The organism is Mycobacterium sp., from assembly GCF_052145595.1.
Taxonomy (GTDB): Bacteria; Actinomycetota; Actinomycetes; order Mycobacteriales; family Mycobacteriaceae; genus Mycobacterium.
This window is the reverse complement of the sequence record NZ_JBKQOI010000267.1, coordinates 1-12,619: the sequence shown is the minus strand read 5'-3', so window position 1 is coordinate 12,619 and position 12,619 is coordinate 1. Positions and strand designations below refer to the sequence as shown.

At 67.4% G+C, this 12,619-nt stretch carries 9 protein-coding genes and 2 pseudogenes; all 11 read right to left on the bottom strand.

Features of this window, described 5'->3' with window-relative positions:
* Positions 1–133 precede the first annotated feature (133 nt).
* Positions 134–1,339: an NAD(P)/FAD-dependent oxidoreductase gene (locus tag ACLP4W_RS23155; RefSeq protein ID WP_442389745.1), complete on the bottom strand. Its 1,206-nt coding sequence runs from the start codon at positions 1,337–1,339 to the stop codon at positions 134–136.
* 24 nt (positions 1,340–1,363) lie between these two features.
* The gene (locus tag ACLP4W_RS23150; protein ID WP_442389746.1) at positions 1,364–2,188 is read right to left on the bottom strand and encodes a mycofactocin-coupled SDR family oxidoreductase; all 825 of its coding nucleotides are present in this window, start codon (positions 2,186–2,188) and stop codon (positions 1,364–1,366) included.
* Positions 2,189–2,262: 74 nt separating this feature from the next.
* Positions 2,263–3,093 carry an SHOCT domain-containing protein gene (locus ACLP4W_RS23145; RefSeq protein WP_442389744.1) on the bottom strand — a complete coding sequence of 277 codons (831 nt, stop codon included), beginning with the start codon at positions 3,091–3,093 and terminating at the stop codon, positions 2,263–2,265.
* Between the two features lie 89 nt (positions 3,094–3,182).
* Positions 3,183–4,442: a PE family protein gene (locus ACLP4W_RS23140; RefSeq protein ID WP_442389743.1), complete on the bottom strand. Its 1,260-nt coding sequence runs from the start codon at positions 4,440–4,442 to the stop codon at positions 3,183–3,185.
* A 514-nt stretch (positions 4,443–4,956) separates the two neighbouring features.
* A pseudogene (locus tag ACLP4W_RS23135) lies at positions 4,957–5,331 on the bottom strand (PE family protein); the annotation flags it as partial.
* Between the two features lie 212 nt (positions 5,332–5,543).
* Positions 5,544–7,033 (bottom strand): annotated as a pseudogene (locus ACLP4W_RS23130) (PE family protein).
* A gap of 206 nt (positions 7,034–7,239) precedes the next feature.
* A complete protein-coding gene (tuf, locus tag ACLP4W_RS23125; RefSeq protein ID WP_442389742.1) occupies positions 7,240–8,430 on the bottom strand; it encodes an elongation factor Tu in 1,191 nt (396 codons plus the stop codon).
* 164 nt (positions 8,431–8,594) lie between these two features.
* Positions 8,595–10,700, bottom strand: coding sequence for an elongation factor G (fusA, locus tag ACLP4W_RS23120; protein WP_442389741.1), 2,106 nt, complete (start codon positions 10,698–10,700; stop codon positions 8,595–8,597).
* 81 nt (positions 10,701–10,781) lie between these two features.
* A complete protein-coding gene (gene rpsG, locus ACLP4W_RS23115; RefSeq protein WP_066907284.1) occupies positions 10,782–11,252 on the bottom strand; it encodes a 30S ribosomal protein S7 in 471 nt (156 codons plus the stop codon).
* Entirely contained in the window at positions 11,252–11,626 is a 375-nt protein-coding gene (rpsL, locus tag ACLP4W_RS23110) for a 30S ribosomal protein S12 (RefSeq protein WP_007167812.1), read from the bottom strand. Before rpsL ends, rpsG begins: the two co-directional genes overlap by 1 nt.
* 262 nt (positions 11,627–11,888) lie before the next feature.
* On the bottom strand, positions 11,889–12,533 hold the full coding sequence (locus ACLP4W_RS23105) for a TetR/AcrR family transcriptional regulator (protein WP_442389740.1): 645 nt from the start codon (positions 12,531–12,533) through the stop codon (positions 11,889–11,891).
* Positions 12,534–12,619 lie beyond the last annotated feature (86 nt).

The following is a 12,619-nucleotide window of genomic DNA, read 5'->3' as shown; positions in this document are numbered from 1 at the left end:
CGACGCGCACGGCGACCCGCACACCCACCGGTCCGGCTCGACGGTCGCCGCGGCACCGGCGATCGCCCGCGAACTGGCCGGCGTGATCGAGGCCACCATTTCCGGCGCCGCGCTGGCGGGCCACCGGGCCTAGTCAGCCCAGCAGGTCGGAGATGGGCGTGGCGGCGGCGATCGTGCCCCGGACTTTCATGACTTTGCCGGGCATGCCGCCGCCCACCACGCCGACCAACACTCCGTCGCGTTCGTAGTAGGCCAGAAACTTGCGGCCGTCGTCTTCGATGAGGTGCACGGTGTCGGTGGCTTCCGGCTCCCCCAGGCATTGGATCTTGACGTCGTACTGGTCGCTCCAGAAATACGGGACGACCACGGCCGACGGCACGTCTTGGCCCAGCATCGCGGGCACCACAACGCGGGCCTGGTCGGCGACGTTGCTCCAATGTTCCACGCGCGCTTGGTGTCCCGTTGGATCACGCCACGATGCGACGTCGCCGAGCGCCCACACGTTGGGGGCGCTGGTGCGTCCGGCCTCGTCGCAGATGACACCGTTGTCGACTTCGATGCCGCTGCCCTCGAGCCACTCGGTCGCCGGCCGCGATCCGATGCCGACCACGACCAGGTCGGCCGTCAGCTCCGTGCCGTCCGTCAGCACCACGGTGTCGACATGCCCCTGGCCGCGCACTTCGGCCACACCGACCCCGAGGCGGACGTCGACGCCTTCGTCGCGGTGCAGCCGGGCCACCAGCTCACCGATCTGCTCGCCGAGCACCGACGCCAGCGGCGTCGGCTGCGGCTCGACCAGCACGACCTCCACCCCCAGGCTGCGCAGGCTGGCCGCCACCTCGCAGCCGATGAAACCGGCGCCGACGACGACGGCGTGCTGGGCGGCGGACGCGTGCTCCCGCAGCGCCATGCTCTCATCGAACGAGCGCAGCACCCGAATGCCCTCGAGATCCGGGAACGCCGGAATGCGCCGCGGCACCAACCCGGTAGCGATGACGAGCTCGTCGTAGCCGAGCGCGGTTCCGCCGGCCAGTGTCACCGACTGCCCGGCAGTGTCGAGGCCGGTGGCGGCCGAACCCAGTCGCAGCGTGATGTCGTTCTCGTCGTACCACTCGCGCGGTTTGAGGACCACGTCGTCGACTTCCTTGCGCAGCACCTCCTTGGACAGCGGCGGGCGATCGTAGGGCAGGTGCACCTCGTCGCTGACGATGGTGATGCGGCCGGTGTAGTCCGACCGACGCAGTTGCTCGGCGGTCCGGGCGGCAGCGAGGCCGCCACCGACGATCACGATTCCTTTTTCGGAGCCGTTTTCGGAGCCGTTTTCGGAGCCTGTGGTCACGTGGTGTTCATACACGATCGCGAATTAGTACTTCAAGGCGCCCTTGTCCACGGGGATCTGGGTGCCCGACAGTGTGCCCGAGCCATCACCAGCCAACCAGACGACGACGTCGGAAACCTCGTCGGCCGTCATGAACCCCTTGTACTGCATCGGCATTGGCGGGAAGCTGTGCACGTAGCGAGGATGCTTGGCAAATATCTCCATCATCGCCTCCGGTTCGATCATTGGGGTGTCGACCGAATAGGGGTGGATGGAGTTGACCCGGATGCCGTATTCGCCGAGCTCGATGGCCAGCGTGTTGGTCAGCGCGGTCAGCCCGTGCTTGCTGGCCGCGTAGTGGCCGTTGCCCGGCGTGGCCTTCAGACCCGCCGACGAGCTGACGACGATGATCGACCCCCCGTTGCCCGCCTCGATCATCGCGGGAATCGCGGCGCGCAAGGTGCGCCAGGTGCCGGTCAGGTTGATCCCGATCACCGTGTCCCACTGCTCGTCGGTGAGCTCCCAAACCCGGCCCCAGCCCAGCACTCCGGCGTTGGTCACCAGGATGTCCAGCCGGCCGAATTGTTCGACGCCGTCGGCCACCAGTTGCCGCAGCGCGGCGTCGTCGCGGATGTCCGCCTCGCGGGCCAGCACCTTGCGTCCCTCGGCTTCCACCAGGCGGACGGTCTCGGTGAGATCCTCGGGCGTGGCCGGGGTGTAGGTCAGACTGGCCGACGCCGGCGCGCAGATATCGAGCGCGATGATGTCGGCGCCTTCCCGGGCGAGGCGCACCGCATGCGACCGGCCTTGGGCACGGGCCGCGCCGGTAACAAATGCCACCCGTCCTTGCAGTGATCCAGCCACGTCCAGCCCCTTCCCAGCGCCCTTTCGACGCAGCCAGGCTAGCAGCGAAACTGAAACGTGTTCTAACTCGCCCGCAGGGGTCAGATTTCCGAGATGATCTGGGCCCGCCGGCTGCTGTACTCCTGGTCGGTCACCGCACCGGTGGCGCGCAGCGACTCCAGCTCTTGGAGCCGCTGGGCGACCGACGGGTGCGGTGGCGTGACGACCGGCGCCGGGCCGGCCCCCGGTGCCGGCTGGGCGGCCGGCGCCTGCTGTTCGGCCGCCCGGCGCACCACGGCTTGGATCTGCTGGCGCAGCACCGGGTTGGACCGGAGGTCGCCCGCCTGGTTGAGCGGAACATTGTTGGCCTTGAGGGTCTGTAGGATCTCCATCAGCGGGCCGGCTTGCCCGCTCAGGTCGTAGGTCCTGTTGTCTTCGGCCAGGGTGAACTGCGCCGGCACCAGCCCGTTGACCAAAGCGCTGCGCTCCCAGTCGATTCGGTACTCCTGGGTGGTGGGGTTGACCAGGACCACGAGCTTGCGGGCGTTGAGGTTGCCCAGGCGGGTGACGCTGGCGGTGACCCGATCCTCAGTGTCGAACGGCAAGAACCCGGATCCCGCGATGCGCAGGTGCACCTTCACCACCTGTTGGTTGTTGACCCACATCGACGTCTCGGTGATTCCGGTGATTTGAGCGAGCGCCAGCACCCCGCTCTGCTCGAGTTCCGCCGTCTTGGCCGACGACTTCGCCCCGTAGTTGGCCAGCGCCAGCGCGATCAGTACGTCGGCCACGGTGATGAAGAGGCCGACGTAAAACATCCATTGCAGCAGGCTGCCCAGCCCGAGGGTGAAGTAGACGATCAAAAAGATCGGCCCGACCAGGCCGCCGCACAGCAAAACCATTAACTGTGCCTTCAGGTAGCGCGCCAACACCGGTCTCTCCTCGCCTTGCTGGGGAAGTTCGTGTCAGATTAGCGCCCGTCCGGCGGTAGCGAAAACGCTACGCAAACCGCCGAACGGCCTCACGGCAGCACCGTGCCCGGGGCGGCGGGCGCACCGAACAGCGACCCGCCGGGGCCGCCGGCGCCGCCCGCCAGCGCCGGCTGCGTGCTGTTGCCACCGACGCCGCCATTGCCGATCAGCGCGGCGTTGGCGCCGTTACCACCCTGGCCGCCCGGGCCGGTTGCGGACCCGCCCGGGCCACCGTGGCCGATGAGCAGGCCACCACCGGCGGTACCGGCCAGGCCACCGGGTCCGGTGGCGGTCCCGCCGGCACCTCCGGGGCCGATCAGCCCGCCACCGAATCCTCCCCACCCGGCCTCCCCGTCGAGTCCCGTGGCCTCGCCGCCGACGCCGCCGGCGCCGAAGACCCCGGCCCGGCCGCCTTCGCCGGCAGCCCCGAACGCTCCCGTGGCGGCCCCACCGGTGCCGCCGGCGCCGTAAATCAGCCCGCCGATGCCGCCGAAGCCGCCGTAGCCGCGGGTGCCGGTCGCGGTGCCGCCCGGGCCGCCGATGCCGAACAGCCCGGCGTAGCCGCCGAATCCGCCTATCCCCGTCCCCGTGGGTCCACCGGCGCCGCCGCCGCCCATGACAAACCCGCCGTTGCCGCCGTCACCCCCCCATCCGTCGGTCGCGAGGGTTCCGCCTCCCTGATAAGCCCCGCCCGCCCCGCCGACCCCGCCGGTGCCGAACAACCAGCCACCGTTGCCCCCGGAGCCGCCATTGCTACCGGCAGCGTTGCTGAGCGTAGGCCCGAAGCCGGCCCCGCCCGGGCCGCCCTTGCCGATCAGGCCCGCCGAGCCACCGTTGCCGCCGGCCACCCCGGCGACGGTGGCGGCACCGCCACTGCCGCCGTTGCCGATGATCCACCCGCCGGGCCCACCAGGTTGTCCCGGCCCACCGTTGGCGCCGTTCCCGATCAGCGGGCGCCCAGTCAGCAACTGGCTGGGCGCGTTGACGAGGCCCAGCACGTCCTGCTCCACGGTCTGCAACGGCGAGGCGTTGGCGGCCTCGGCGACGGCATACTGCGTCGCGCCCCCGCTCATGAGCTGCACAAACTGCTGATGGAAAAACGCCGCCTGGGCGCTCAGCGCCTGATACGCCTGAGCGTGCGCGCCGAACAACGACGCGACGGTCGCCGAGACCTCATCGGCACCGGCGGCCAGCACCCCCGACGTCGGGACCAGAGCCGCCGCATTGGCCGAGCCGATTGCCGAACCGATATTCGCCAGATCTGACGCCGCCGCCGAGACGTATTCGGGTGCTGCGACTACCCACGACATCCGGACCTCCCGGCCACCGCCAAGTCAGTCCCCCGGTCGGTCCGGAGACTCGATAAAGCAGATGGTGGTTCTCGCTTGCGCTTTCGGGAGGATTTCGGCCGGGAGTAGCCGCTCACTCCTCGCGAGATTCCGCCGCTGCCGGTGCGTAGGCTGGCGTTGCGGGTCGTGCCATTGCCGGAGAATTGACCGCCGTTGCCGCCGGCACCGCCGCTAACGGCGTCATCATCGCCGAATCCGCCGCGACCACCGGCGTCCCACTGACGCCGAGCTCTTCGGCGCTTGCCGCGGCCGCTGTCGCACCGCCGACGTTCTCGCTGGCGGCGAAGCTGCCGGCGGCGCCGACCGCGCCGGTACCGAACGATCCCCCGCCCCCGATGTTGCCGATGGCTGCGGCGACGGGGCCGACGCCGCCGGTGGCAGTGACCGTGCTGACCAGTTGGCCGGCCCCTCCGCTAATGCCGGGGCTAAGGGCGACGAACCCACCGCTGGCCGCGGTTGCCGGCGGGACGCTGGTGCCGTTGCCGATCAGCGGGGCCGCAGTCACCGCCTGAGCGGGTGCACTGGCGGCGCTCGTCACAAGTTGCTCGACGGTCTGCAGCGGGGAGGCGTTCGCGGCCTCGGTGAGGGCATACTGCGTCGCGCCGCCGCTCATGAGCTCCACAAACTGCTGGTGGAACGACGCCGCCTGAGCGCTGAGCGCCTGATACGCCTGCGCGTGCGCCCCAAACAGTGCCGCGATGACCGCCGAGACCTCATCGGCACCCGCGGCCAACACCCCCGACGTCGGGGTCAGAGCCGCCGCGTTGGCCGAACTGATCGTCGAACCGATATTCGCCAAGTCGCTCGCAGCAGCGGCCACAAACTCCGGCGTCGCGAAGACGAACGACATCCGAACCTCCAGGCCACGCCACGACGAAACGAACAACTCGCCCGGGCATCAGACACGGGCTCAACAAGCGCAAATCGTATCCTGCCACGCCCGCGCTGCCAAAGGTACCGAATGGCCCAAACCGATAACAAAGCCCGGACCAGCCGGCCGCCCTCGTCTCATCCCGTGACACGGCGTCACATCGCGACTCGGGGCGCGTGGCCGCGTTGGATTCATGGCAGTACGGTGCCGGCCGGACCGTGCGCGCCGAGCAGCTTGCCGCCGGCGCCGCCGGCGCCAGCCGTCCCCGTCAACTGGGTACCGTCGCCGCCGGCGCCGCCATTGCCGATGAATCCCGCGGCACCGCCGTTACCGCCCAGGCCACCGGCACCGGTGGCCGCCCCGGCGGCACCTCCGTTGCCGATCAAAAAGCCACCGTTTCCGCCCCATCCGGCAAGACCTTGCGGTCCAGTGGCCACGCCGCCTGGGCCGCCGTTGCCGAAGAAAAAGGCATTGCCGCCATCTCCGCCCAACCCCGTCCCGGTGGATCCGCCGGCGCCGAACAGCAGGCCACCGTAACCGCCGTAACCCCCAAGTCCGTCGAGTCCGGTGCCGCCGCCCAAGTAAGCGCCGGCCGCCCCGCCGGCACCGCCCCTGCCGAACAGGACGGCTTGACCGCCGAAACCACCAAAGCCACCATCGACTTGGTTCGGCAGACTCAATCCTTCAGTGGTGCCGCCGTTTCCGCCGGTCCCGCCGACCCCGAACAACAGCCCGCCGAGGCCGCCGGCCCCACCATTTCCGCCGATTCCGCCGTTGGCCCCCCGCTTTGGCCTGGGTTACCGGTGTTGTTCAACCCGCCGTTCCCGCCGCTCCCGCCGTGTCCACCGGCGCCGACCAACCCCGCGATCCCACCACCCCCGCCTGCGCCGCCGTCACCGCCGCTTGCGGCATGCGTCGCGTCGAAGTATCCGTTGCCGCCCTGCCCGGCATCTCCGCCGGCCCCAGCGATGCCACCGAACAATCCCGCGCGCCCACCGGCGCCGCCGTTGCCGCCGTCACCGCCGCTCTGCCCAGCGACCTGCCCGTTTCCACCCGGCCCGCCGGGCCCACCCGCCCCTCCACTGCCGAACAACCACCCACCGTGACCCCCGGCGCCGCCATTGGTACCGGCAGCATCGCTGAAAAGAGACATGAAGCCAGCGCCACCGGCCCCGCCCTTACCGATCAGCCCGGCCGCGCCTCCGTTCCCGCCGTTCATCCCGGCGACGGTGGCGGCACCGCCGCTGCCGCCATTGCCGAGGATCCAGCCGCCTGGCCCGCCATTTTGTCCCGGCCCCCCATTGGCGCCATCGCCGATCAGTGGGCGATTCGTCAGCAGCTCACTGGGCGCGTTGATGACGCCCAGCACATCCTGCACCAAGGTCTGCAGCGGCGAGGCGTTGGCGGCCTCCGCCAGGGCGTATTGCGTCGCGCCGCCGGTCATGAGCTGCACGAACTGCTGATGAAAAGACGCCGCCTGGGCGCTGAGCACCTGATATGCCTGGCCGTGCGCGCCGAACAGGGCGGCGATCTCCGCCGAGACCGCGTCGGCAGCGGCGGGCAGCACCCGCGACGTCGGGGCCAAAGCGGCCGCGTTGTCCGTACTGATGGTCGAGCCGATATTCGCCAGATCTGTCGCCGTCGCCGCTACGTACTCGGGTGCCGCAATCACGAACGACATTTCAACCTCCAGGCATGGCCACTGCCGTCAGAAATCGCCCGGTAACTAGACACAGACCCAATAAGCGCCGATGGTTACGCGATCCGAGGCAGCCGCCTGCGGTTTCGCGGATTAGGTGCTAATCGAGCGCATGCGTTACACGGTGACCCGAATGCACAAAGCCCGAACTGCCGATTATCGGCAATCCGGGCTTGTGCTGTAGGGACCTACTTGATGATCTTGACGACCCGGCCGGCGCCGACGGTGCGGCCACCCTCGCGGATCGCGAACCGCAGGCCCTCGTCCATGGCCACGGGCTGGATCAGCTTCACCGAGATGTTGGTGTTGTCACCGGGCATCACCATCTCGGTGCCCTCCGGTAGCGTCACCACACCGGTCACGTCGGTGGTGCGGAAGTAGAACTGCGGACGGTAGTTGTTGAAGAAGGGCGTGTGCCGGCCGCCCTCGTCCTTGGACAGGATGTAGACCTGACCCTCGAACTCGGTGTGCGGCGTGGTGGTGCCGGGCTTGACGACGACCTGACCGCGCTCGACGTCCTCACGCTTGATACCACGCAGCAGCAGTCCGACGTTGTCGCCGGCCTGCCCCTGGTCGAGCAGCTTGCGGAACATCTCCACACCGGTGACCGTGGTCTTGGTGCTGGTCGGCTTGATGCCGACGATCTCGACTTCCTCGTTCACGTTGATCACACCGCGCTCGACACGGCCGGTGACCACGGTGCCACGACCGGTGATGGTGAAGACGTCCTCGACGGGCATCAGGAACGGCTTCTCGGTGTCGCGGACCGGGTCCGGGATCGACTCGTCGACCGCATCCATCAGTTCGGCGACGGACTCGACCCACTTCGCGTCACCCTCGAGCGCCTTCAGCGCCGAGACCCGTACAACCGGGGCGTCCTCGTCGAACTCCTGGGCGGCCAGCAGCTCGCGGACCTCGAGCTCGACGAGCTCGAGCAGCTCCTCGTCGTCCACGGCGTCGGCCTTGTTCAGCGCGACCAGGATGTAGGGCACGCCGACCTGGCGGGCCAGCAGCACGTGCTCGCGGGTCTGCGGCATCGGGCCGTCAGTCGCGGCGACCACCAGGATGGCGCCGTCCATCTGCGCCGCGCCGGTGATCATGTTCTTGATGTAGTCGGCGTGACCAGGGGCGTCGACGTGGGCGTAGTGCCGCTTCTCGGTCTGGTATTCGACGTGCGAAATGTTGATGGTGATACCGCGCTGACGTTCCTCGGGCGCGTTGTCGATCTGGTCGAACGCCTTGGACTCGTTCAGGTTCGGATATTTGTCGTGCAGGACCTTGGTGATAGCCGCGGTCAGTGTGGTCTTGCCGTGGTCAACATGACCAATGGTCCCGATGTTGACGTGGGGCTTGGTCCTTTCAAACTTCGCCTTCGCCACTTTTGCGTCCTCCGACTTGTTGGTGCTTTGTTAAGCAGTGTTGGTGTTTTCAGTTGTGCCGCGCCCAAGGCATTCCAATGACCCGGCAAGGTTACTCCGTTGCTGGCCGTTACTGACCCTCGACTCCTTGCTCGTAAGCTTCGCTTACTCGCCGTCGTCTTCGGTCACTGACCCGTCGCCTTCGCGATGATCTCCTTCGACACGTTCGCCGGAACTTCGGCGTACGAGTCGAACACCATGGAGTAGTTCGCCCGGCCTTGAGTCTTGGACCGCAGGTCGCCGACGTAGCCGAACATCTCCGATAGCGGCACATGCGCCTTGACGACGCGCGAACCGCCCCGCTCCTCCATGGCCTGGATCTGGCCACGGCGGGAGTTCAGGTCGCCGATCACATCGCCCATGTAGTCCTCGGGCGTGGTGACCTCGACGGCCATGATCGGTTCCAGGATCACCGGCTGCGCTTGCGCGGCAGCCTTCTTCAGCACGTGCGAGCCGGCGATCTTGAATGCCATCTCAGACGAGTCGACCTCGTGGAACGAACCGTCGAGCAGGGTGACCTTCAGGTTGACCAGCGGGTAGCCGGCCAGCACGCCGTACTGCATGGCGTCCTGCGCGCCGGCGTCCACCGACGGGATGTACTCGCGGGGCACGCGGCCACCGGTGACCTTGTTCACGAACTCGTAGGTGGCGCCGTCTTCGCCGGTGAACGGCTCGAGTTTGATGATCACCTTGGCGAACTGGCCCGAGCCGCCGGTTTGCTTCTTGTGGGTGTATTCCACGTTGTCCACCAAGCGGCGGATCGTCTCCTTGTACGCGACCTGCGGCTTGCCGACATTGGCCTCGACCTTGAACTCGCGGCGCATGCGGTCCACCAGGATGTCCAGGTGCAGCTCGCCCATGCCGCCGATCACGGTCTGGCCGGTCTCCTGGTCCAGGTGCACCTTGAAGGTCGGGTCCTCTTCGGCGAGCTTCTGGATCGACAGGCTCAGCTTCTCCTGGTCGCTCTTGGTCTTGGGCTCGATGGCCACCTCGATCACCGGGTCGGGGAAGGTCATCGACTCGAGGACGACCTGGTGGTTCGGGTCGCTCAGAGTGTCACCGGTGGTGGTGTCCTTCAGGCCGATCACCGCGTAGATGTGGCCGGCACTGGCCCTTTCGACGGGGTTCTCCTTGTTGGAGTGCATCTGGAACAGCTTGCCCAGGCGCTCCTTCTTGCCCTTGGTGGCGTTGATGACCTGGCTGCCCGACTCGACGGTGCCCGAGTACACGCGGATGTAGGTCAACTTGCCGAAGAACGGGTGCGTGGCGATCTTGAACGCCAGCGCGGCGAACGGCTCGTCGGTCGTCGCGTGCCGGACGATCTCCTCGTCCTCCTTGCCGGGGGCGTGCCCGATGGCGGGTGGGACGTCCAGCGGCGACGGCAGGTAGTCGACAACGGCGTCGAGCATCGGCTGCACGCCCTTGTTCTTGAACGCGCTGCCGCACAGCACCGGATAGATCTCGGAGGCGATCGTCAGCTTGCGGATCGCGCCCTTGATCTCGTCGACGGTCAGTTCTTCGCCGCCGAGGTACTTCTCCAGCAGCTCCTCGTCGGTCTCCGCGACGACCTCGAGCAGCTTGGTGCGGTATTCCTCGGCCTTCTCGGCGAGGTCGGCCGGGATCTCGATGGTGTCGTAGGTCTCGCCCAGCTTCGTCTCGCCGCGCCAGACCTTGGCGTTCATCTCGACCAGGTCGACGACGCCCTCGAAGTCGCCCTCGGCACCGATCGGTAGCTGGATCGGCACGGCGTTGGCCCCGAGCCGCTCCTCCATGGTGCGGACCGAGAAGTAGAAGTCCGCGCCGATCTTGTCCATCTTGTTGACGAAGCAGATGCGCGGGACGTCGTACTTGTCGGCCTGCCGCCAGACCTGCTCGGACTGCGGTTCGACACCCTCTTTGCCGTCGAACACGGCGACGGCCCCGTCGAGCACCCGCAGGTTGCGCTCCACCTCGACGGTGAAGTCGACGTGGCCGGGCGTGTCGATGATGTTGAGCTGGTTGTCTTTCCAGAACGTCGTCGTCGCCGCGGAGGTGATGGTGATCCCGCGTTCCTGCTCCTGCTCCATCCAGTCCATGGTGGCGGCGCCGTCGTGGACCTCACCGATCTTGTAGTTGATGCCGGTGTAGTACAGGATCCGCTCGGTAGTCGTGGTTTTACCGGCATCGATGTGCGCCATGATGCCGAAGTTTCGGACCTTGCTCAGGTCGGTCAGCACGTCCTTCTGTGCCACAGAAGTCTTCCCACTCTTTCGATTGCTTGGTTAGCTTTTAATTCGCAGCAGTTACGGCTCCGGCATCGTCGCCGGAGCGATCTACCAGCGATAATGCGCGAAGGCGCGGTTGGCCTCGGCCATCTTGTGGGTGTCCTCACGCCGCTTGACGGAGGCCCCGAGGCCATTGCTGGCATCCAGAATCTCGTTTGCCAGCCGCTCGATCATGGTCTTCTCCCGGCGTTGCCGCGAGAAGCTGACAAGCCAGCGCAGCGCCAGCGTGGTGGACCGGTCCGGACGCACCTCGACCGGCACCTGATAGGTAGCACCACCGACGCGGCGGCTACGCACCTCCAGGGCGGGCTTGACGTTGTCGAGAGCACGCTTGAGCGTGATCACGGGGTCGGTACCTGTCTTCTCCCGGGCGTTCTCCAGCGCACCATAAACAATGCGCTCGGCGAGCGATTTCTTCCCCTTGAGCAAAACCTTGTTCACCAGCTGGGTGACTAGCTGCGATCCGTAGACAGGGTCGTTGACTAACGGACGCTTGGGCGCGGGTCCCTTGCGCGGCATCAGCTCTTCTCCTTCTTGGCGCCGTAACGGCTGCGAGCCTGCTTGCGGTTCTTGACACCCTGGGTGTCGAGCGAACCGCGGATGATCTTGTACCGCACGCCGGGCAGGTCCTTGACTCGGCCACCACGCACCAGCACCATCGAGTGCTCCTGCAGGTTGTGGCCCTCGCCGGGGATGTAGGCCGTGACCTCGACCTGACTCGTCAGCTTCACGCGCGCAACCTTCCGAAGCGCCGAGTTCGGCTTCTTCGGAGTGGTGGTGTACACGCGGGTGCATACGCCACGGCGCTGCGGGCTGCCCTTCAGAGCCGCGGTCTTGACCTTTGCGATCTTGTCCCGACGACCCTTGCGGACCAGCTGCTGAATGGTTGGCATCTACCGGCTTTCTGTGTTGGCGTTCGTGTTCTGGTCAAGCTCTTTAAGTCTGTGTACTGCAGTTTCGACCCGTCCGAGTACCCCGCGGCCGGGTGTGTCGCATGCGCCAAGCACTGGATCAAATCCGTTGCGTCGTGGACATGCGAATTAGCCCGGCATCCACTTCCTTACGTCAGGCGCCGTAAGCCGCCAGGCACGAGCTACCACGATACCCGTCGCCGGTCTCGCAGGTCAAAGCGGCGGCCGGTCTCCTAATTCTGTCCTAATTCGGGGCAGCGCCGTCGCGCGCGGTGCGCCTGTCCAGACCCGTCGCCAGCCGCAGCACCATGTCGGAAAACAGCGCGTCGGTGTCGATGTCGTCCATCACGCCGGTCATCTCCAGCAGCACAAAGCCATGCAGCGCCGACCAGAATTCCAGCGCCGCGTAGAAGGCCTCGTCACCGTCAAGACCGTAGGAGGACAACACGGAAATCACCGGTGCGGCCGCGCCCCGGGTCGCCGCCGCGTACTCGGGGTCATCACCGCCGAGCGGCATCCGGGTGAACGCCGAATACCGGCCTGGGTGGTGATGGGCGTAGCTGCGGTAGGCGCCGGCCGTGACGAGCACGGCGTCGTCGCGGGCGCGACCCTCGCCGACCCTGTTCAGCATCCTGATGATGTCGTCGATGACCCGAATCCGCACCGCTCGGCGCAGGTCCTCCAGGCTGTCCACGTGGTTGTACAGCGACGGGCCCTTGGTCCCCAGCTGCGTCGCCAACGCGTTGATGGTCAGCGAGTCCCAGCCCTCCCGGTCCAGGAAGGTCAGTGCGCCGTCGACGATGCCCTCGCGGCTCAGCTTGGCCGGGCGCGAAGCCGATTTGCCCGCACGCTGGCGCCCAGCCGCCGACGGCCGTTCCGGAGCTGCCATGGCGATCGCCCTTCAGTGCCTCGCGGTGGACGTAGCGGTTAACTAATGACTCTAGTTGACGGCGCCGCGAATCCAGTGCCCCATCG

Excerpts from the sequence above, each read along its gene's own strand:
- ACLP4W_RS23140 (WP_442389743.1), bottom strand. The coding sequence starts at position 4,442 with ATGTCGTGGGTAGTCGCAGCACCCGAATACGTCTCGGCGGCGGCGTCA.
- rpsG (WP_066907284.1), bottom strand. The coding sequence starts at position 11,252 with ATGCCGCGCAAGGGACCCGCGCCCAAGCGTCCGTTAGTCAACGACCCT.
- rpsL (WP_007167812.1), bottom strand. The coding sequence starts at position 11,626 with ATGCCAACCATTCAGCAGCTGGTCCGCAAGGGTCGTCGGGACAAGATC.
- ACLP4W_RS23105 (WP_442389740.1), bottom strand. The coding sequence starts at position 12,533 with ATGGCAGCTCCGGAACGGCCGTCGGCGGCTGGGCGCCAGCGTGCGGGC.